Below are 19,246 nucleotides of genomic sequence, written 5' to 3'. Positions count from 1 at the left end.
CCGACTTCATCAGTTCCGTGACCGACGAGGTCATGGAGGAGATTGGCGCGTGGCAACAGCGGCCTCTGGAGCCGATGTATCCGGTCATTTTCTTTGATGCTCTGCGGGTCAAAATTCGCGAAGAAGGAAAGCACCGAAAGCCATGCTTACCTCTCCTTGGTAAAGATTGGGCTGATAACGACGGCTTGCAGACATCGCCATTTTAAGGCTGCTCCCAAAGGCAAACGGCGGGTTACGCTGCGCGCCTCCTAGTACGAAAGACACTAGTTCCCTGCGCCTGGTGCTGCAATAGAACGTGGACGAATAGGGCGATTTGGGAAATTGCCTGCAAGTTTGACGATGAAGGTGACTCAGTCCTGGTAAGGCGATTATCGGTATGGGGGCGGAAATGCCATCATGGCGGCAGAGCAGCTCACCCTGGCGGGCTATCGAGCTGATATGAGCAATCCCTTTGCCGTAGACCGCCACCATCCTCAAGCCCTGAACTGCCCCAGGCTCGCCCTCAGTTGTGCGGCCAGGTCATCCAGCACCTTGCTGCTGGCCGTGGTCTGCATCACCACCTCCGCCGAGCGCTCGGCCTGGGCATGAATGGTCTCTACCCGCCCGCGCACCGCCTGCGCACCATTTGCCTGCTGCTCGGCCGCTCGGGTGGCCAGGCCGATGGCCGCATGTACCTGCTCCACCGCAGCCTGCACCGACTGCTGGCGGCGTTCATTGTCACGCAACACCAGCAGCCCTTCGCTGGCCTTGAGCCCGGCCTGGCTGATGGTGGCCACGGCCTCTTTGGCACCCTTCTGCAGCGCGGCGATATGCGCCTGAATATCCCCGGTGGAGCTTTGCGTCTTGCTCGCCAGCGCCCGCACCTCATCCGCCACCACAGCAAAGCCACGCCCGGTTTCACCGGCACGGGCTGCCTCGATCGCAGCGTTCAGAGCCAGCAGGTTGGTCTGTTCGGCAATGCCGTGGATCACCGTCAGCACCACTTCGATCTGCTCGCTCTGCTTGGCCAGGCGTTCTATCACCTGAGAACCGGCGTCCACCTGCCCGGCGAGGTTCTCGATCAGGCCCGCCAGCTGAGTCGAGGTACGGCTGTTTTCGTCGGTTGCCTGGCGGATATCCACCACTTGCTGCAATGCCGCCTGCATCGCATGGCTTTCGGCCTGAGCCTCATCGGCCATGCTCGACAGATCACGCAGGCTGGCCGCCACTTCATCCCGTTGCAGCGCGGCTGCGGCATCGGCACCTGCATTGCGCTGAGCCATTGCGCCAATCTCCACGCCAGTGCGCTGCGCCACCTCGCCCGCCTCGCGAACGATTGGCTGCAGCTTGTCGACAAAGCGATTCACTGCCGAGGCCATGTCGCCAATTTCGTCGCGGCTGTCGAGCCGCACACGCTTGGTCAGGTCGCCTTCCCCTGCTGCCAGGTCATCGAGCGCAGCAATCAACAGCCGCAGCTTGCTAAGCACCCGACGGCCAAGGACCACGGCGACCACCAGCAGCACACCAAGCCCGACCAACGCCAGACCCAGACCGATGCGCCAGCGTAGCTCCGCGGCAGCGTCACGCACAGTCTGCGCGGTATTGGCCTGCATTGCCGCAGCACTGCCTTGCGCCTTCTCCAGGCGTTCGCGCAGGGTCTTGCCACTGTCGGCGGCGGCACCGACCAGACTGTCGCCGACCAGTTGCTCACCGCTGGCGATCAGGGCCGAGAAACGCTGGTCGAGGGCCTTGAGCTGCTGATCAATACCGGCCGTGGAGACGCCCATCACCACCTTGCCGATTTCAGCGCCATTGGGGTTGATCGGGGACTCGACGAAGTACACCGCCGGGTCCCGTCGGGCCGCATCGATCACCTTGTCCAGCGCCCGCTCACCCTGGCCCTTTTCCATCAACGCTTGGTTGATGGGGTTTTGCCGGTTCAGGTAGCGGGTCAGATGCTGGCCCTGGGCGTCGTCGTAGACCACGAACAGCACGTTGGGGTTGCGCTGTGCGCGGCGGGCGAAGTCGGAAAGCACCGGCACGTCGTTGTCCCAGATGGCCCGCGGGGCCACCGAGGCCAACAGCTCGGCCATGTCATTGGCGGACTCCTTGAGGTTTTGTTCCAGCGTGCTGCGCAGTTGCTGCTGTTCGCTCTGCAGGCGTGCAGACAAGCCTGCGCTGAGGCGCTGGCGGGTGCTGCTGGACAGGCTGTCGAGGCCTGAGCGCACGTCCTGCCCGGCTTGCTCCAGGTCGCTGGCCAGTTGACGGCTGTCATTGCCCAGGCGCTCGCCAAGATCAGCCTCCAGGGCAGTGACCGTGCTACGCGTGAGTGCAACGGCAACCAGCACCTGCACCAGAAGCGCGATACCCAAGGCAACAAACACAGGCCGCAATAGGCGGCTTCGTAACAGTGAGAGGATGGCAGACACGGTGTAACCCTCGTGTTTTCTGGCGCCACTATTTTGATGGCATCGTCTGAAACTTCTTACAGCAAGGGTTGTGCCGGGGGCAGCAGGGATAAACGCCAAGGTTCAGCAATGGGTTATCCATGAATGAAAACGCCGCGGCCCCTTTCAGGACCGCGGCGTCAGATCAGCCTGGAGGGCAGATCAGGCGAACGGGTGACGCAGAACGATGGTTTCGTTGCGGTCCGGGCCGGTGGAGATGATGTCGATCGGCGCGCCGGTCAGCTCCTCGATGCGCTTGATGTAAGCGCGGGCAGCTTCTGGCAGCTCTTCCAGGGTCTTGGCACCCAGGGTCGATTGGCTCCAGCCTGGCATCTCTTCGTACACCGGCTCCAGGCCGATGTAACTGTCGGCATCGGAAGGGGCGTCGATGACGGCACCGTTCTCGTTCTTGTAGCCAACGCAGATGTTGATGGTTTCCAGGCCGTCCAGCACGTCCAGCTTGGTCAGGCAGATGCCCGAGATGCTGTTGACGTCAATGGCGCGACGCAGGATCACGGCATCGAACCAGCCGCAACGACGGGCACGGCCGGTGGTGGAACCGAACTCGTGGCCACGCTTGGCCAGGGTAGCGCCGGTCTCGTCGAACAGTTCGGTCGGGAACGGGCCCGAACCTACGCGAGTGGTGTACGCCTTGGTGATACCCAGGATGTAGTCCAGGTACATTGGGCCAACGCCGGAACCGGTGGAGATACCGCCAGCGGTGGTGTTGGAGCTGGTGACGTACGGGTAGGTACCGTGGTCGATGTCCAGCAGCGAGCCCTGGGCGCCTTCGAACATGATGTCCTTGCCGGCACGACGCAGGTTGTGCAGCTCGGCGGTGACGTCGAGCATCATCGGCTTGAGCTGTTCGGCGTAGGCCATGCACTCGTCTAGGGTTTGCTGGAAGTCGATGGCCGGCTCTTTGTAGTAGTTCACCAGCTGGAAGTTGTGGTAGTCCAGCAGCTCACCCAGCTTGGCGGCGAAACGCTCACGGTGGAACAGGTCGCCAACGCGCAGGCCGCGGCGCGCGACCTTGTCTTCGTAGGCTGGGCCGATACCACGGCCGGTGGTGCCGATCTTGGCTTCGCCACGGGCTTTTTCACGGGCCTGGTCGAGGGCCACGTGGTACGACAGGATCAGCGGCGCAGCCGGGGAGATGCGCAGGCGCTCGCGCACCGGTACGCCCTTCTCTTCCAGCTTGGTGATTTCGCGCATCAGGGCATCCGGGGCAACGACCACGCCGTTGCCGATCAGGCACTGTACGCCTTCACGCAGGATGCCGGACGGAATCAGGTGCAGCACGGTTTTTTCACCGTTGATCACCAGGGTGTGGCCCGCATTGTGGCCACCTTGGTAGCGCACTACGGCGGCAGCATGTTCGGTCAGCAGATCGACGATCTTGCCTTTGCCCTCATCACCCCATTGGGTGCCCAGGACGACGACATTCTTACCCATTACATTGGTCCTCATTCACGCAAACTTGGTTGCCGGCCTGTTGCCGACGCAGAAACTCACTGGGCCAGCGGCAGAACCTGCCAGCGCCCGTCTTGCTGAATCAATTGCCGATCACAATCCGCCTCGAGAGCAGCACTCAACGGCTGGCCAGGCAGAGCCTGGACCACACGCTGGCCCTCGTTGCGCAACTGGCAGACTTGCTGCCAGAGGGCCGCGTCGCCACTGTCCGGCATCCAGATGCCGCCAGTTGGCAATACGACCTCCGCTCGCCCCAGTGTGACCAGGGTCTTCAAATCCGTGGAGAAACCGGTTGCCGGGCGGGCCCGGCCAAAGTCGGCGCCGATGTCGTCGTAGCGCCCGCCCTGGGCGATCGACTGACCTTCGCCCGGCACGAATACGGCGAACACCACGCCGGTGTGATAGTGGTAACCGCGCAGCTCGCCGAGGTCGAAGTACAGCGGCAGGTCCGGGTAGCGCGACGCCAGGCGATCAGCGATCGCCAGCAGGTCGTCCAGCGCCGCCAGCACGCTGGCAGGGGCACGGCCCAGGCGCACGCGGGCCTCGTTCAGCACCTCGCGGCCACCGCACAGCTCGACCAGTGCGCGCAGCATGTTGCCCAGGTCCTTCGGCAGGTCGGCAGTCAGTGCCTGCACTTCGTCCACCGACTTGCGCTGCAGCGCGTCGAACAACTGCTGCTCGACCGCACCGGACAGGCCGGCCGCACGCGCCAGGCCGCGGTAGATGCCGACGTGGCCCAGGTCCATGTGCACATCCGGCACATCGGCCAGTTGCAGCGTGGCCAGCATCAGGCTGATGACTTCGACGTCGCTGGCGGGGCTGGCGTCGCCGTACAGCTCGGCACCCAGCTGGATCGGGCTGCGCGAGGTCGACAGCGCACGCGGCTGGGCGTGCAGCACGCTGCCGGCATAGCACAGGCGGCTCGGGCCTTCACGGCGCAGGGTGTGGGCGTCGATGCGCGCCACCTGCGGAGTGAAGTCGGCACGGAAGCCCATCAGGCGGCCGGACTGCGGGTCCACCACCTTGAAGGTGCGCTGATCCAGGTCCTGGCCGGCGCCGGTAAGCAGCGACTCCAGGTACTCGATATGCGGGGTGACGACCAGTTCGTAACCCCAACTCTGGAACAGGTCCAACACCTGGCGGCGCGCAATTTCGATGCGCGCAGCCTCAGGTGGCAGTACTTCCTCGATGCCATCTGGCAGTAGCCAGCGGTCTACCGTTGCCATTACGCCATTTCCCCTCTGGTCCGGGCGGCTGCCAGCAGGCAAGCCGTCAGTAAAGCCGGTATCGCGCACAGCAGCGGGCAGCACTGATCCCAGCGCAGCCACCGTACCCGACACCCTCAAATTGCCTTGCGACCTGACCAAACCGTCAACTGGCGCAGTGCCAATCAACCTTGCAGACGCAAAAAAGCCGGGAAATTTCCCGGCTGCCTCATCATACACCCCTTTTGATTCAGGATGCACCCTGCCTGGAATTTTACCTGCCAGGCGGGGTGCTCCCGATTCAGCTCAGGGGCCTGAACATCAAGGCCTGCTCTTGTCCAGGTAACGGAAGAACTCGTTCTTCGGGTCCAGGACCATCACGTCGCTCTTGCTCGAGAAGCTCTCGCGGTATGCCTGCAGGCTACGGTGGAACGCATAGAAATCAGCGTCCTGGCTGTAGGCCTTGGCATAGATAGCGGCCGCCTGGGCATCACCATCACCGCGGGTTTCTTCTGCTTCGCGATAAGCCTCGGCCAGCAGCACACGGCGCTGACGGTCGGCATCGGCACGGATACCTTCAGCCAGCTCGTTACCCTTGGCACGGTGCTCGCGGGCTTCACGCTCACGCTCGGTGCTCATGCGGTCGAACACGCTGCGGTTGACTTCCTTCGGCAGGTCGATGGCCTTGACGCGAACGTCGACCACCTCGATGCCCAGCTCCTTGTTGGCCATGCGGTTCAGCGAAGCAGTGATGTCGGCCATCAGTGCGTCACGTTCACCGGAAACCACCTCGTGCAGGGTACGTTTACCAAACTGGTCACGCAGGCCGCTTTCCAGACGACGCGACAAGCGCTCGTCGGCGATCTGCTTCATGCCGGACGTGGCGGTGTAGAAACGTTCCGCATCCTTGACGCGCCACTTGGCGTAGGCGTCGACCATCACCGCTTTCTTCTCCAGGGTCAGGAACCGTTGGGTCGGGGCGTCGAGGGTCATCAGACGGGCGTCGAACTTGCGCACCTGGTTGACGTACGGAATCTTCACGTGCAGGCCAGGCTGGACATCGGCCTGGACCACCTTACCGAAACGCAGCATTACCGCGCGCTCGGTCTGGCCCACGATGTAGAAGCTGTTCCAGGCCACAATGGCCAAAACCACGGCGACGATCAGGGCGATCAGCGATCTATTGCTCATCAGCGGCTCTCCCTAGTGCGCAGCGGCTGCTGTTGCTGTTGCAGGTCCTGCGCTGCACGCGCGGCCGCATCGTTGGCCGATGGCGACACGCTGCCGGTTGGCGCGGACGGGTTGCGGCTGCCTTCGACCATCTTGTCCAGTGGCAGGTAGAGCAGGTTGTTCTGCCCGTCCTTGGTCGCCACCATGACCTTGCTCGAATTGCTGTAGACCTCTTGCATGGTCTCCAGATACAGACGCTCACGGGTTACGTCAGGTGCCTTGCGGTACTCGACGAGCAGCTTGGTGAAGCGGTCTGCCTCACCCTTGGCGCGAGCGATGACTTCGTCGCGGTAACCATTGGCGTCCTCGATGATGCGCTGGGCCTGACCACGGGCTTCGGGGACCACGCCATTGGCGTAGGACTCGGCCTGGTTGCGGGCGCGCTGCTCGTCTTCGCGGGCACGGATCACGTCGTCGAAGGCTTCCTGCACTTCACGCGGGGCTGCCGCGCTCTGTACGTTGACCTGGGTCACGGTGATACCGGTACGGTAGTTGTCGAGGAAGCGCTGCAGGCGTTCGCGGATATCCACGGCCATCTGCTCACGGCCTTCGGTCAGCACCTGGTCCATCGAGGTGGAACCCACCACGTGGCGCAGGGCGCTGTCGGTCGCGTGCTGAAGGCTTACCTCAGGCTGGTCGACGTTGAGCACGAAGTCCTGCAGGTTGCTGATCTTGTACTGGACGGTCAGCGGCACCTCGACGATGTTCTCGTCTTCGGTGAGCATCTGGCCCTGCTTGGTGTAGGCACGCTCGCGCGTGACGTTTTCCATGTACTTGCGATCGATTGGCGGGAAGTAGATGTTCAGGCCGGGACCGACCGTCTCATAGTACTTGCCGAAGCGCAGCACCACGGCCTGCTCCTGCTCGTCGACCACGTACACGGCGCTGTACAGCCAGATAGCCGCCAGCACCGCCAGGCCAATGCCCAGCAGACCATAGCCGCCACCCTTGCCGACATTGCGGTCACCGCCGCCACGTTTCTTGTTACCACCGAACATGCCATTCAGGCTGTCCTGCAGTTTGCGGAAGGCCTCGTCCAGATCCGGCGGACCTTTCTTGTCACCACCGCCGCCGCCGCCACCACGGCGACCGCCCCAGGGATCCTGATTGTTCGAGTTGCCACCCGGCTCGTTCCAAGCCATAGCGCTCTCCATCTGATAAAGCAAAGACGCGCCCACGGCGCGCCGTCCAATGCTACAGAATGCCTGTCACTGCTGCCCGGCGACCTCGACGAGCATTTATTGCAAAGTGTGTTGCTCGACAAACACTTGCGGCTCCATGCCTTCACGGCTGACCAGGCGATTCAGTTCGACCATGGGCAGTCGCACGCTCAGCAAGCTGCGCCCTTCTTCATCATGCTCTTCACTGCGCACGGCACCCAGGGCAAAGAATTGCGCGCGCAAGCGGGCAAAACGCTGCTCCAGGCACAGTGTGCCGACAAACAGATCATCCCCCAGCAATTCTGCAATCGCCTGGCCTACAAGCTCCAGGCCACGCCCATCGCGTGCCGATACCCAGACCCGCTGCGGCTTGCCATCGGCATCGCGCTGGATCTGCGGCTCGACATCTTCGAGCAGGTCGAGTTTGTTATACACCTCGAGGATCGGCAAGCCTTCGGCACCAATCTCGCCCAATACCGCCAGCACCTGCTCGATCTGCTCCATGCGCTCTGGCTCATGGGCGTCGATCACGTGCAGCAGCAGGTCGGAGTTGCTCGACTCTTCGAGCGTAGCCCGAAATGCCTCGACCAGCTTGTGCGGCAGGTGGCGTATGAAGCCCACGGTGTCGGCCAGCACGATCGGCCCCAGGTCGTTCAGCTCAAGCCGGCGCAGGGTCGGGTCGAGCGTGGCGAACAGCTGGTCGGCAGCGTACACCTCGGATTGGGTCAGGGCGTTGAACAGCGTGGACTTGCCGGCGTTGGTGTAACCCACCAGCGACACCGACGGGATGTCTGCGCGTTTGCGCCCGCGACGCGCCTGCTCGCGCTGGCTGCGCACCTTCTCCAGGCGTGACTTGATCTGGCGAATACGCACCCGCAACAGGCGGCGGTCGGTTTCCAGCTGGGTTTCACCCGGGCCGCGCAGGCCGATACCACCTTTTTGTCGCTCAAGGTGGGTCCAGCCGCGCACCAGCCGCGTGCTCATGTGGTCCAGCTGGGCCAGTTCGACCTGCAGCTTGCCTTCATGGGTACGCGCCCGCTGGGCGAAGATATCGAGGATCAGCCCGGTCCGGTCGAGCACACGGCACTCGAACACACGTTCGAGGTTGCGCTCCTGACTGGGCGTGAGGGTGTGATTGAAAATCACCAGGTCGACCTGCTCGGCATGGACCAGGTCGTGCAGCTCCTCGACCTTGCCGCTGCCAATCAGGTATTTCGCCGAAGGCTGATGCCTTGTCACTGTCACCAGCGAGACGATATCCGCCCCGGCCGACAGTGCCAGCTCCTGAAACTCCTGCGGATCTTCGCGCGCCTCAGGGTTCTGACCTTCCAAGTGAACGAGCAACGCCCGCTCACCACCACCGTGGCGCTCAAAGAACAATGCAGGCTCCTATCAGGCGTTGCCTGGCTCGCTGTCGCCGTGCTCGGCATCGGTCGGGCTTGGCAGGCGAACCGGACGGGCCGGAACCACGGTCGAAATGGCGTGCTTGTAGACCATCTGGCTGACGGTGTTCTTCAGCAGTACCACGAACTGGTCGAAGGATTCGATCGAGCCCTGCAGCTTGATTCCGTTGACCAGATAGATGGATACCGGAACCTTTTCTTTTCTCAAGGTATTCAAGTAAGGGTCTTGTAGCGAATGCCCTTTTGACATATGCCGCACTCCTGTAAGGATAAATAATAGAAAATCAATAAAATCGATAAATTAGGCCGCCCCTTCGCAAGAATAGACGGCAATCAGCAGGGACTCAGCTCAATATGGAGATGGCCCCAAGGTATTTCAAGGTGCGGGACAGATTGTCGCAGGCCAGGCTGTCAAGCCAGTGAACATCGGGCCAGCCACGCAACCAGGTGAACTGCCGCTTGGCCAGCTGCCGAGTAGCGATGATACCGCGTTCTCGCATCTCATTCTCAGTCAGCTTGCCGTCCAGGTAATCCCAGACCTGCCGATAACCCACTGCCCGTATAGACGGCAGCCCGGCGTGCAAGTCACTTCTGGCTCGCAGCGATCGGACCTCTTCAACGAAGCCCTGTTCCAGCATTTGTGAAAATCGTAACGCAATTCGCTGATGCAAAATGTGACGATCTGTAGGAGCAATCGCCAAACTCGCGACAGTATAGGGCAAATGTCCGGCAGCGCCTGCGTCTGCGCCGCGACTTTCAGCGAATTGACGCTGGCGATGAACCGTCATGCTCTCGCCGCTCACCCGAAACACCTCCAGCGCACGGATCAACCGCTGCGGGTCGTTGGGGTGAATTCGCGCTGCCGACTCGGGGTCGATTTCGGCCAGTTGGCGGTGCAGTTCGGCCAGGCCCAAGGCGTCTGCCTGGGCTTCCAGCTCGGCACGGACCGCAGCATCGGCCGCCGGCATGTCTGCCAGGCCATCGATCAAGGCCTTGTAATAGAGCATGGTGCCACCCACCAGCAGCGGGATCTTGCCGCGCGCGGTAATGTCGGCCATGGCTTCCAGTGCGTCGGCACGGAACTGCGCGGCCGAATAGCTCTCGGCCGGGTCGCGAATGTCGATCAGCCGGTGCGGGTGGGCGGCAAGGATTTCTTTCGAGGGCTTGGCCGAACCAATGTCCATGCCGCGGTAGACCAGCGCCGAGTCGACGCTGATCAACTCGCACGGCAGCACCTTGGTCAGCTCGATAGCCAGGTCGGTCTTGCCGGCCGCCGTCGGGCCCATCAGGAATATTGCAGGGGGCTTGACGCTCATTTCATCGACCGCGCAGGAAGAGTTTGTCCAGGTCGTCCAGGCCCATCTGGGTCCAGGTGGGACGGCCATGGTTGCACTGGCCGCTGCGTTCGGTGTTTTCCATGTCGCGCAGCAGGGCATTCATCTCGGGTATTGCCAGGCGCCGGTTGGCGCGCACCGCGCCGTGGCAGGCCATGGTGCCCAGCAGTTCGTTGAGGTGCGCCTGGATACGGTCGCTGGTGCCGTACTCCATCAGGTCGGCGAGCACGTCCTGCACCAGGCGGTTGGCCTCGGCCTGCTTGAGCAGCGCCGGAATCTGGCGGATCGCCAGGCTTTCCGGGGCCAGGCGCTGCAATTCGAAGCCCAGGCGCTGGAACCACTGCGCGTGCTCTTCGGCGCAGTCGGCTTCGCGCTGGCTCAAGGCCAGGGTTTCCGGTACCAGCAGCGGCTGGCCGCTGAGGCCTTCGCTGGCCATGGCCACTTTGAGGCGCTCGTACATGATGCGCTCGTGGGCGGCATGCATGTCCACCAGCACCAGGCCGACGGCGTTCTCGGCCAGGATGTAGATACCCTTGAGCTGCGCCAGCGCATACCCCAGCGGCGGGATGTCACCCTGGCTTTCAGGCAGGGCCGTCGCTGGCGCCGCGCCACCACCTTCCAGCGGTTTGTAAAAGTCGCGATAGACCGCCTGCGCCTCGGCGGCCGGCAGCGGCTGCGAAGGACGTGGCGTGTACTGGTACTGGTAACCCGCGCCACTGCCACCGTTGGAAAACGACTGTTGCGGGGCACGCGGCTGCTCAAGCACCGGCGAGGCCAGGCGCATTTCACCCTGCGGCCCGAATTCGCCGGCCTGCGGGCCTGTGGGGCGGACCATCTCGGTCACCGCAGCAGGCGCCGCCAACTGGTCTTCCGGGCGTACATCGGCCAGGGCGCGGTGCAGAGTGCCATACAGGAAGTCGTGAACCGAGCGCCCTTCGCGGAAGCGCACCTCGTGCTTGGTCGGGTGCACGTTGACGTCGACGCCGTTGGGTTCCAGCTCGAGAAACAGCACGAACGTCGGATGCCGCCCGTTGAACAGCACGTCGCGGTAGGCCTGGCGCACCGCGTGGGCGACCAGCTTGTCGCGCACTGCACGGCCGTTGACGAAGAAGTACTGCAGGTCTGCCTGGCTGCGCGAGAAGGTCGGCAGGCCGACCCAGCCCCACAGGCGCAGGCCGTTGCGTTCGACGTCGATCGGCAGCGCCTGCTCCATGAAGCCCGCGCCACAGATGGCGCCCACCCGCCGTGCGCGGGCGGTCTCGTCGTGGGCTTCGTGCAGGCTGAGGATGCTCTTGCCGTTGTGACGCAGGTGGAAGCCGACATCGAAACGCGCCAGGGCCAGCCGCCGGATGACTTCCTGCAGGTGATCGAATTCGGTTTTCTCGGCCTTGAGGAACTTGCGCCGGGCCGGGGTATTGAAGAACAGGTCACGCACTTCCACCGACGTACCGACCGGGTGAGCCGCCGGCTGTACCCGCGGGGTCATGTCGCGACCTTCGGTTTCCACCTGCCAGGCCTCGCTGGCGCTGGCGGTACGCGAGGTCAGGGTCAGGCGCGCCACCGAGCTGATCGAGGCCAGGGCCTCACCACGGAAGCCCAGGCTCAATACCCCTTCAAGGTCTTCCAGCTCGCGGATCTTGCTGGTGGCGTGACGGGCCAGGGCCAGCGGCAGGTCGTCGGCGGAAATACCACTGCCGTCGTCACGCACCTTCAGCAGCTTGACGCCGCCCTGCTCCACGTCCACGTCGATACGTCGGGCGCCGGAGTCCAGGCTGTTTTCCAGCAGCTCCTTGGCGACAGAGGCCGGCCGCTCGACCACTTCGCCGGCGGCAATCTGGTTGGCCAGCCGCGGGCTGAGCAGCTGGATGCGCGAACCACCACTCATTGCGAAGCCAGCGTGGTGGCCGGGACATCGAGGCGCTGGCCGACCTTCAGCTCATCGGTCTTGAGGCTGTTGGTGCTGCGCAGGCTGGCAACGCTGACCTGGTAGCGCACGGCGAGCATGGCCAGGGTTTCGCCTGGGCGAACCGTGTGCTCACGCGGGCCTGCGGCAATCTTGCCGGTGTCGCGCAGCCAGGCCACATAGGTGCCCGGTGGCGGGTTCTGCTGGAAGTACTGGCGCACGCCCGTGTGAATAGAACGGGCCAGGGCCTGCTGGTGGCTGGCGGTGGCCAGTTTGGCCGCTTCGTTATTGTTCGAGATGAACCCGGTTTCAACGAGGATCGACGGAATATCCGGGGATTTCAGCACCATGAAGCCGGCTTGCTCCACACGCTGCTTGTGCAGCGAGGTGACGCGACCCATGTTGCCCAGCACCTTCTGCCCGACGTTGAGGCTGGAGCTGAGGGTGGCGGTCATCGACAGGTCGAGCAGCACACCGGCCAACATCCGGTCCTTGTCATCCAGGCTGACATTGCCCGCACCACCGATAAGGTCTGAGCGGTTTTCCGTGTCGGCCAGCCAGCGCGCGGTTTCGGAGGTGGCACCACGGTCGGACAAGGCGAACACCGAGGCGCCAAAGGCAGCCCGCGACGGTGCGGCGTCAGCATGAATGGAGATGAACAGGTCGGCGCCCTTCTTGCGGGCGATTTCCGTGCGTTTGCGCAGCGGGATGAAATAGTCGCCAGTACGGGTCAGCTCGGCCCGGAAGCCTTTCTCGCGGTTGATCTGGCGCTGCAGCTCTTTGGCGATCTGCAGCACGATGTCTTTTTCATGCTGACCACGCGAGCCGGATGCACCCGGGTCTTCGCCGCCATGGCCGGCGTCGATGGCGACCACGATGTCCCGCTTGCCGCTCGGTACCGGCGGCAGCTTGATGGCGGGCTGGGCCGGGCTCACCGGCACCGCAGGGGTGGTCGCCGGGGTTTGTACCGGGGTCGGGGCCGGGGGCGGGGCGCTGGCGGCGATGGCGTCGGCTTCCTGGTCGTACAGGTCGACCACCAGGCGATTGCCATACTGGGCGTTGGGCGCCAGGGTGAAACTCTTTGGGGTGACCGATTTTTTCAGGTCGACCACCACGCGCAGGTCGGTCGGCGTCCGCTGGGCCGAACGCACGCTGCTTATCGGCGTGTTGGAGGTGGCCACGTTCAGTGGCGCAGCCAAGGTTGCGCCATTGATGTCGATAACCAGGCGGTCCGGCGCGCTGAGGGTGAAGACACTATGCTGCACGGGGCCTGAAAGGTCGAAGACCAGCCGCGTGTTGTCCGGCGCGCGCCACAGGCGCATGCTCTTGACTTGAGTGACGGCCAGAGCGTCAACGGTCACCGTTGTCAGCAGCAGCCCAACGATGGCGACCAGTGCGCGTATGCGCATACCTACCCCACTTACTGTTTATAGTGTTCGGCCAGTGCGACGCACCAGGCCTCGCCGCGAGCCCCCTGCGGCGAAAGGATCAGCGAGCGTCCGCCCGCTTGGGGGCTTATGGTAATGGTCAGGTCAGGCTTTGGCAAAACGCCCGTACCCTTTTCTGGCCACTCGAACAGGCAAAGCGGGTCGCCGTCGAAATAGTCACGAATACCCATGTACTCCAGCTCCTCAGGATCGACCAGGCGATACAGGTCGAAGTGAAAGGCTCGGACCTCGCCGATTTCGTAGGGTTCGACCACGGTGAAGGTAGGGCTTTTCACTGCACCAGTATGGCCCAGCCCACGAATCAGGCCACGCGACAGGGTGGTTTTACCCGCACCCAGGTCACCTTCCAGAAAAATCACGCCGCGACCGCCGGTCACTTCGGCCATTTTGCCGCCGAAGGCGACCATGGCCGCTTCATCGGCCAGAAACAGGGTTAAACCAGACACGCAGAATGCTCCTCCAACAACTCACGAATGACCGGCGCCAGATCGCTGGCCGCCAGGCCTCTACCATTCACACCCAGACGCTCGCCGGCACAGGCGTGCAGCCATACCGCCAGGCCGGCCGCCTCCCAGGCGCCAAGCCCCTGGGCCAACAACGCCGCCAGTACACCGGTCAGCACATCGCCTAGCCCCGCGCCCGCCATCGCCGGGTGACCGCGCTCGCACAGCGCCAGCTTGCCGGTGGGATCCGCCACCAGGGTGCCAGCGCCTTTAAGCACGCAGACGCTGTTGTAACGACGCGCCAGCTTGCGCGCAGCACCCGGGCGGTCCGCCTGCACCGCCTCGGTGGAAATCCCTAGCAGGCGGGCTGCCTCCCCTGGGTGGGGGGTGAGGACGCTGCCGCTGGGCAAGGCCAGCGGGGTGCGCGCCAGCAGGTTCAGGGCGTCGGCATCCCATACCTGCGGCCGCTCGGCATTGGCCACTGCCGACAGCAGGCTACGGCCCCATGCGGCCTGGCCCAGGCCTGGGCCGACCACCAGCACCGAGGCGCGCTCCAGCACACCCATCACCTGGTTGGCCGAACTGACGCCCAGACACATGACCTCGGGCAGGCGCGTCAGGCTGGCCGCGACGTGCTCCGGCCGGGTTGCCACGCTGACCAGCCCGGCGCCACAGCGCAATGCGGCTTCAGCGCTGAGCAGTACAGCGCCACCGGTACCGAGGTCGCCACCAACCACCAGCACATGGCCAAAGTCGCCTTTATGGGCGTGCGCATGCCGTGCCGGCAGGTGCGCGACGGTCACGCTGCTGAGCATTTGTTGGGTCAGGCTTGGGTGTTTGGTCTGCGGCATGGGGTCAAAGGCTCCAATGTCTGGCAGAATTATACGCACCTGAGCCCGTATTGCCTTGCCCATCCATGTCCGCTTCTACGCCTGACCTCGCCCAACTGGCCCAATCCATCAAGATTTGGGGCCAGGAACTCGGTTTTGCCCACGTCGGCATCGCCGGGGTCGACCTTGGCGAACATGAACACCACCTGCAGCGCTGGCTCGACGCCGGCTACCAGGGCGAAATGGAATACCTGGGCGCCCACGGCAGCAAGCGCTCGCACCCCGACCAGCTGATCCCTGGCACGGTACGCGTGGTATCGCTGCGCATGGACTACCTGCCCGGCGACACGCAGATGGCACAGCGCCTGGCGCAGCCGGAGAAAGCCTACGTGTCGCGCTACGCCCTGGGCCGCGATTACCACAAGCTGGTGCGCAAGCGCGTGCAGTTTCTGGCCGACCGCATTCAGGAGGCGATCGGCCCGTTCGGCTACCGCGCGTTCGTCGACAGCGCACCGGTGCTGGAAAAGGCCTTGGCCGAACAGGCCGGGCTGGGCTGGATCGGCAAGAACACCTTGCTGCTCAACCGCAAAGCGGGTAGCTACTTTTTCCTCGCCGAACTGTTCGTCGAACTGCCGCTGCCGGTGGACGAAGCCACCACCAGCGAGCACTGCGGGCGCTGCCAGGCCTGCCTGGACATCTGCCCGACCCAGGCGTTTGTCGGGCCTTATGTGCTGGATGCGCGGCGTTGTATTTCCTACCTGACCATCGAGCTGCGGGGGCCAATCCCGGTCGAGTTGCGCTCGATGATGGGCAACCGGGTGTTCGGTTGCGACGACTGCCAGATCGTCTGCCCATGGAACCGCTTTGCAAGGCATAGCCAGGAGCAGGACTTCCAGCCCCGGCACGGGCTGGAGAATGCCGAGCTGGCTGAAATGTTCTTGTGGGATGAACGGACCTTCCTGCGCAAGACCGAGGGCGGGCCTTTGCGCCGGGCGGGGTATGAGCGCTGGTTGCGCAACCTGGCGGTGGGCTTGGGCAATGCGCCGTCGACCATTCCGGTGATAGAAGCGCTGAAGGCGCGGCGCGAGGATGCGTCTGAATTGGTGCGCGAGCACGTCGAGTGGGCGCTGGCCCGGCACGGCGTTGAAGGGGATGGAGGCCGCTAGGCGTAATCGTTGATTTTGATGGTGTTGCAGACATCGAGCGCCGCCCGCGCGGCGCTCGATCCCACAGGCGCAGCAACCCTCAAGACGAGCGCACTTACTGCTGATCGTTGTAATGAAACTTGGGCATTTCCCAGTGAAAACGTATCGCCAGCAACCGCACCAGAAACCCGCCGAACAAGGTCAGCAGCATCGCCTGCTCCGCCGGCACCTGGAAATACACACAACCCAGGTAGAACCAGGCCGCCGCGAACGACACGCTGGCATAAAGCTCACGACGGAACACCAGCGGAATGTCGTTGCAGAAGATATCCCGCAGGATGCCGCCAAACACCCCGGTGATCACCCCGCTGATCGACGCCACCAGCATGCCCTGCCCCATCTCCAGCGCGGTCATGCAGCCAATCAGGGTAAAGGCCACCAGGCCCAGGGCGTCGAGCACCAGAAACAATGAGCGCAGGCGGCGCATCATCGGTGCGATGAAAATGGTCAGCAGCGCAGCAAGGCTGGTCAACACCAGGTACTCCGGGTGCTTCACCCAGGTCAGCGGGTAATGCCCGAGCAGCACGTCACGCACCGAACCGCCACCCAGGGCCGTTACGCAGGCGATCAGTACCACGCCAAACCAGTCCATGCCGCGGCGTCCGGCAGACAATGCACCGGTCATGGCTTCGGCGGTGATGGCGATGAGGTAGAGCATCAACAACATGGCGCGGGTCCCTGCAGGAAAGGCGCGCAGTCTAACCAGTTGCCCAAGGCACCAAAAGGGGGCGCAGGCACAATATCTGCGCCCTTTCGGCTCACACCTTGATGAAGTGCTCGCGATAGTGGCGCAGCTCGGCGATCGATTCGCGGATATCATCCAGCGCCAGGTGGGTGTTGCCCTTCTTGAAGCTGTCGCGAACGTCCGGCGCCCAGCGCGCGGCCAGCTCCTTCAAGGTCGAGACATCCAGGTTGCGGTAATGGAAGTAGTTTTCCAGGTCGCGCATATGGCGGTAGAGGAAGCGGCGGTCCTGGCAGATGCTGTTGCCGCAGATCGGCGACTTGCCTTTCGGCACCCACTGCTCAAGGAAGGCGATGGTCTGCGCCTCGGCTTCGGCCATGCCGACCTTGCTCTCGCGCACACGCTGGGTCAGGCCCGAGCCGCCATGGGTGCGGGTGTTCCACTCGTCCATGCGCGCCAGCACTTCGTCACTGTGGTGAATGGCGATCACCGGGCCCTCGGCCAAGGTGTTCAGCTCGCTGTCGGTGACGATGGTGGCCATCTCGATGATGACGTCGCTGTCCGGATCCAGCCCGGTCATTTCCAGGTCGATCCAGATCAGGTTCTGTGGGTTTTGCATGCAGGTGCTCCTTGTATAGGCCGTCATAGTAGCCTAGTGGCCGGGGCACGCCCATGCGCCGCATGCAGGTAAGCGGAATGGTCCTCAGCCTGCCGTGCTAAACTGCCTGCCGTTTCAATCTGCCCCTACACCGAACCACCACGGAAATTTCATGGCCAAACGCCAGCTCAATCGCCGCCAGAACTGGCGTATCGAAAAAATCCAGGGCGAGCGCGCCGCGCGCGCCGCCAAACGCGAGCAGAATGCGCTGCAGGAACTGGAAGGTGGCGACCTGGGGCCGGAGCAACTGGGCCTGGTGATCGCGCACTTCGGCGTGCAGGTCGAGGTGGAAGCCCAGGACGGTGAAACCGCCGGCCAGGTATTCCGCTGCCACTTGCGCGCCAACCTGCCAGCGCTGGTCACCGGCGACCGTGTGGTATGGCGTGCGGGCAACCAGGGTATCGGCGTGATCGTGGCGCAGATGCCACGCAGTACCGAGCTGTGCCGCCCGAACAACCACGGCCAGTTGAAGCCGGTAGCCGCCAACGTCGACTTGATCGTGATCGTGTTCGCACCGGCCCCGGAGCCGCACCCGAACCTGATCGACCGCTACCTGGTCGCCGCCGAACATGCCGGCCTGCGCCCGCTGCTGCTGCTGAACAAGGCCGACCTGGTCAACGACGAGAACGGCCCCGGCCTGCATGCACTGCTGGAGGTCTACCGCGAGCTCGGCTACCCGCTGCTGGAGGTCTCGGCACACCACGGCGACGGCATGCAGCGCCTGCAACAACAGCTCGATGGCCACATCAGCGTGTTCGTCGGGCAGTCCGGGGTAGGCAAGTCGTCGCTGGTCAACAGCCTGCTGCCGGATGCCGGCACCCGCGTCGGCGACCTGTCCGAATGGTCTGGCCAGGGCACCCACACCACCACCACCGCGCGCCTGTACCACTTCCCCAACGGCGGCGACCTGATCGACTCGCCGGGCATCCGCGAGTTCGGCCTTGGCCACGTCAGCCGTACCGATGTGGAAGACGGTTTCATCGAGTTTCGCGACCTGTTCGGCACCTGCCGCTTCCGCGACTGCAGGCATGATCGCGAACCGGGCTGTGCGCTGCTCAAGGCGCTGGACGAAGGCCGTATCAAGCCGCAGCGCATGAACAGCTACCGCTCGATCATCGCCAGCTTGACGGAAGACAGCTACTGACCGGCTTGGCATTTATGCTGCCCGTGAGATCGAGCGCCGCCCGCGCGGCGCTTCGCGGGGCAAGCCCTAATGCCAGTCAGTTAAGGCTAGTGGGGCTGCTGCGCAGCCCATCGCCGCGGTTCGTCGCCACGACAAGCCAGCTCCCACCCCGACCGCAGCGAATTCAAGCCATGCGCCGTACTTGTGGGAGCCTGGCTTGCCGGCGATGGGCCGCAAAGCGGCCCCAATTGCTTAACTGAGGGCGCGAAAGGGCTTACTGCTCCTTGGCTTCATCCATCTTCAACGTGCCCTCTTCGAAGATATTCAGTTTCTGACGCAGCTCACGCGGCTGCATCGGCGCCTGCTCTGCGTCGGCGCCAGGCCCCGGGTTAGCTGGCGCAGCCGGTGCAGATACCCCCGGCGCAGCGCCACTGGCGGGCGCCGCAGGCTCGGCAGCCGGCGCGCCCTGCTCACCCTCGATGTCGCGCTGGGCCTTCTTGGTCAGCACGATGATGTCGATGCGGCGATTGACCGGGTTGAACGGGTTCTTGCGGTCGAACAGCGAAGACGAGGCATAGCCCACCACCCGCGCCACCTGGCCATCCGGATAGCCACCGGCGACCAGGGCGCGGCGCGCGGCGTTGGCGCGGTTGGCCGACAGCTCCCAGTTGCCGAATTCGCCAGCGCCGGCATACGGTTTGGCATCGGTGTGGCCGCTGACGC

General features: G+C 63.9%; 16 protein-coding genes and 3 pseudogenes. 3 read left to right on the top strand and 16 right to left on the bottom strand.

Going from position 1 to position 19,246, the window contains the following annotated elements:
* Positions 1–149: pseudogene (locus HP547_RS10465) on the top strand (transposase); the annotation flags it as partial.
* A gap of 324 nt (positions 150–473) precedes the next feature.
* Here HP547_RS10465 and HP547_RS29940 read toward each other — a convergent pair.
* The 13 genes and pseudogenes from HP547_RS29940 to HP547_RS10405 all read right to left on the bottom strand — a co-directional run.
* Positions 474–1,019: pseudogene (locus HP547_RS29940) on the bottom strand (methyl-accepting chemotaxis protein); the annotation flags it as partial.
* 360 nt (positions 1,020–1,379) lie between these two features.
* Positions 1,380–1,592, bottom strand: a pseudogene (locus tag HP547_RS29935) (methyl-accepting chemotaxis protein); the annotation flags it as partial.
* Between the two features lie 996 nt (positions 1,593–2,588).
* A complete protein-coding gene (locus tag HP547_RS10455) occupies positions 2,589–3,881 on the bottom strand; it encodes an adenylosuccinate synthase (RefSeq protein WP_172228235.1) in 1,293 nt (430 codons plus the stop codon).
* Between the two features lie 56 nt (positions 3,882–3,937).
* A complete protein-coding gene (locus HP547_RS10450; protein WP_172286244.1) occupies positions 3,938–5,125 on the bottom strand; it encodes an ATP phosphoribosyltransferase regulatory subunit in 1,188 nt (395 codons plus the stop codon).
* Between the two features lie 300 nt (positions 5,126–5,425).
* A complete protein-coding gene (hflC, locus tag HP547_RS10445; RefSeq protein WP_172228231.1) occupies positions 5,426–6,295 on the bottom strand; it encodes a protease modulator HflC in 870 nt (289 codons plus the stop codon).
* Complete coding sequence (hflK, locus tag HP547_RS10440) at positions 6,295–7,476, bottom strand: FtsH protease activity modulator HflK (RefSeq protein WP_172228229.1); 1,182 nt, start codon at positions 7,474–7,476, stop codon at positions 6,295–6,297. The genes hflC and hflK overlap by 1 nt, the downstream gene beginning before the upstream one ends.
* A 96-nt stretch (positions 7,477–7,572) precedes the next feature.
* Positions 7,573–8,874, bottom strand: coding sequence for a ribosome rescue GTPase HflX (hflX, locus tag HP547_RS10435; RefSeq protein ID WP_172228227.1), 1,302 nt, complete (start codon positions 8,872–8,874; stop codon positions 7,573–7,575).
* Positions 8,875–8,886: 12 nt separating this feature from the next.
* Positions 8,887–9,147 carry an RNA chaperone Hfq gene (gene hfq / locus HP547_RS10430; RefSeq protein ID WP_172228225.1) on the bottom strand — a complete coding sequence of 87 codons (261 nt, stop codon included), beginning with the start codon at positions 9,145–9,147 and terminating at the stop codon, positions 8,887–8,889.
* Positions 9,148–9,241: 94 nt separating this feature from the next.
* The gene (gene miaA / locus HP547_RS10425) at positions 9,242–10,213 is read right to left on the bottom strand and encodes a tRNA (adenosine(37)-N6)-dimethylallyltransferase MiaA (RefSeq protein WP_172228223.1); all 972 of its coding nucleotides are present in this window, start codon (positions 10,211–10,213) and stop codon (positions 9,242–9,244) included.
* 1 nt (position 10,214) lies between these two features.
* The gene (mutL, locus tag HP547_RS10420) at positions 10,215–12,116 is read right to left on the bottom strand and encodes a DNA mismatch repair endonuclease MutL (protein ID WP_172286243.1); all 1,902 of its coding nucleotides are present in this window, start codon (positions 12,114–12,116) and stop codon (positions 10,215–10,217) included.
* Positions 12,113–13,543 (bottom strand): N-acetylmuramoyl-L-alanine amidase, encoded by a 1,431-nt coding sequence (locus tag HP547_RS10415; protein ID WP_172232312.1) that lies wholly within the window; start codon positions 13,541–13,543, stop codon positions 12,113–12,115. Before HP547_RS10415 ends, mutL begins: the two co-directional genes overlap by 4 nt.
* 11 nt (positions 13,544–13,554) lie before the next feature.
* The gene (tsaE, locus tag HP547_RS10410; protein WP_172232309.1) at positions 13,555–14,028 is read right to left on the bottom strand and encodes a tRNA (adenosine(37)-N6)-threonylcarbamoyltransferase complex ATPase subunit type 1 TsaE; all 474 of its coding nucleotides are present in this window, start codon (positions 14,026–14,028) and stop codon (positions 13,555–13,557) included.
* A complete protein-coding gene (locus tag HP547_RS10405) occupies positions 14,016–14,876 on the bottom strand; it encodes an NAD(P)H-hydrate dehydratase (RefSeq protein ID WP_172286242.1) in 861 nt (286 codons plus the stop codon). Before HP547_RS10405 ends, tsaE begins: the two co-directional genes overlap by 13 nt.
* A gap of 65 nt (positions 14,877–14,941) precedes the next feature.
* Between HP547_RS10405 and queG the strand changes: the two genes are divergently transcribed.
* Positions 14,942–16,021, top strand: a complete 1,080-nt coding sequence (gene queG, locus HP547_RS10400) for a tRNA epoxyqueuosine(34) reductase QueG (RefSeq protein WP_172286241.1) — start codon at positions 14,942–14,944, stop codon at positions 16,019–16,021.
* 94 nt (positions 16,022–16,115) lie between these two features.
* On the opposite strand, the gene HP547_RS10395 is transcribed toward queG, so the two are convergent.
* Both HP547_RS10395 and orn read right to left on the bottom strand, forming a co-directional pair.
* Positions 16,116–16,727 (bottom strand): trimeric intracellular cation channel family protein, encoded by a 612-nt coding sequence (locus HP547_RS10395; RefSeq protein ID WP_172230471.1) that lies wholly within the window; start codon positions 16,725–16,727, stop codon positions 16,116–16,118.
* A gap of 91 nt (positions 16,728–16,818) precedes the next feature.
* Complete coding sequence (gene orn / locus HP547_RS10390) at positions 16,819–17,361, bottom strand: oligoribonuclease (RefSeq protein WP_172230468.1); 543 nt, start codon at positions 17,359–17,361, stop codon at positions 16,819–16,821.
* A 151-nt stretch (positions 17,362–17,512) separates the two neighbouring features.
* On the opposite strand from orn, the gene rsgA reads away from it, so the two are divergent.
* Positions 17,513–18,544, top strand: a complete 1,032-nt coding sequence (gene rsgA, locus HP547_RS10385) for a small ribosomal subunit biogenesis GTPase RsgA (protein WP_172286240.1) — start codon at positions 17,513–17,515, stop codon at positions 18,542–18,544.
* 253 nt (positions 18,545–18,797) lie between these two features.
* Here rsgA and HP547_RS10380 read toward each other — a convergent pair.
* A partial coding sequence (locus HP547_RS10380; protein WP_172286239.1) for an OmpA family protein occupies positions 18,798–19,246 on the bottom strand: 449 nt, incomplete at its 5' end.

The organism is Pseudomonas sp. CM27 (assembly GCF_013179515.1).
Taxonomy (GTDB): Bacteria; Pseudomonadota; Gammaproteobacteria; order Pseudomonadales; family Pseudomonadaceae; genus Aquipseudomonas.
This window is presented reverse-complemented; position numbering and strand designations above follow the sequence as displayed.

Bases quoted from the DNA above. Each gene is read 5' to 3' on its own strand.
- queG (WP_172286241.1), top strand. From the start codon at position 14,942: ATGTCCGCTTCTACGCCTGACCTCGCCCAACTGGCCCAATCCATCAAG.
- HP547_RS10395 (WP_172230471.1), bottom strand. From the start codon at position 16,727: ATGTTGTTGATGCTCTACCTCATCGCCATCACCGCCGAAGCCATGACC.
- HP547_RS10455 (WP_172228235.1), bottom strand. From the start codon at position 3,881: ATGGGTAAGAATGTCGTCGTCCTGGGCACCCAATGGGGTGATGAGGGC.
- HP547_RS10405 (WP_172286242.1), bottom strand. From the start codon at position 14,876: ATGCCGCAGACCAAACACCCAAGCCTGACCCAACAAATGCTCAGCAGC.
- hflC (WP_172228231.1), bottom strand. From the start codon at position 6,295: ATGAGCAATAGATCGCTGATCGCCCTGATCGTCGCCGTGGTTTTGGCC.
- mutL (WP_172286243.1), bottom strand. From the start codon at position 12,116: ATGAGTGGTGGTTCGCGCATCCAGCTGCTCAGCCCGCGGCTGGCCAAC.
- hflK (WP_172228229.1), bottom strand. From the start codon at position 7,476: ATGGCTTGGAACGAGCCGGGTGGCAACTCGAACAATCAGGATCCCTGG.
- HP547_RS10450 (WP_172286244.1), bottom strand. From the start codon at position 5,125: ATGGCAACGGTAGACCGCTGGCTACTGCCAGATGGCATCGAGGAAGTA.
- orn (WP_172230468.1), bottom strand. From the start codon at position 17,361: ATGCAAAACCCACAGAACCTGATCTGGATCGACCTGGAAATGACCGGG.
- hfq (WP_172228225.1), bottom strand. From the start codon at position 9,147: ATGTCAAAAGGGCATTCGCTACAAGACCCTTACTTGAATACCTTGAGA.
- rsgA (WP_172286240.1), top strand. From the start codon at position 17,513: ATGGCCAAACGCCAGCTCAATCGCCGCCAGAACTGGCGTATCGAAAAA.
- HP547_RS10415 (WP_172232312.1), bottom strand. From the start codon at position 13,543: ATGCGCATACGCGCACTGGTCGCCATCGTTGGGCTGCTGCTGACAACG.
- miaA (WP_172228223.1), bottom strand. From the start codon at position 10,213: ATGAGCGTCAAGCCCCCTGCAATATTCCTGATGGGCCCGACGGCGGCC.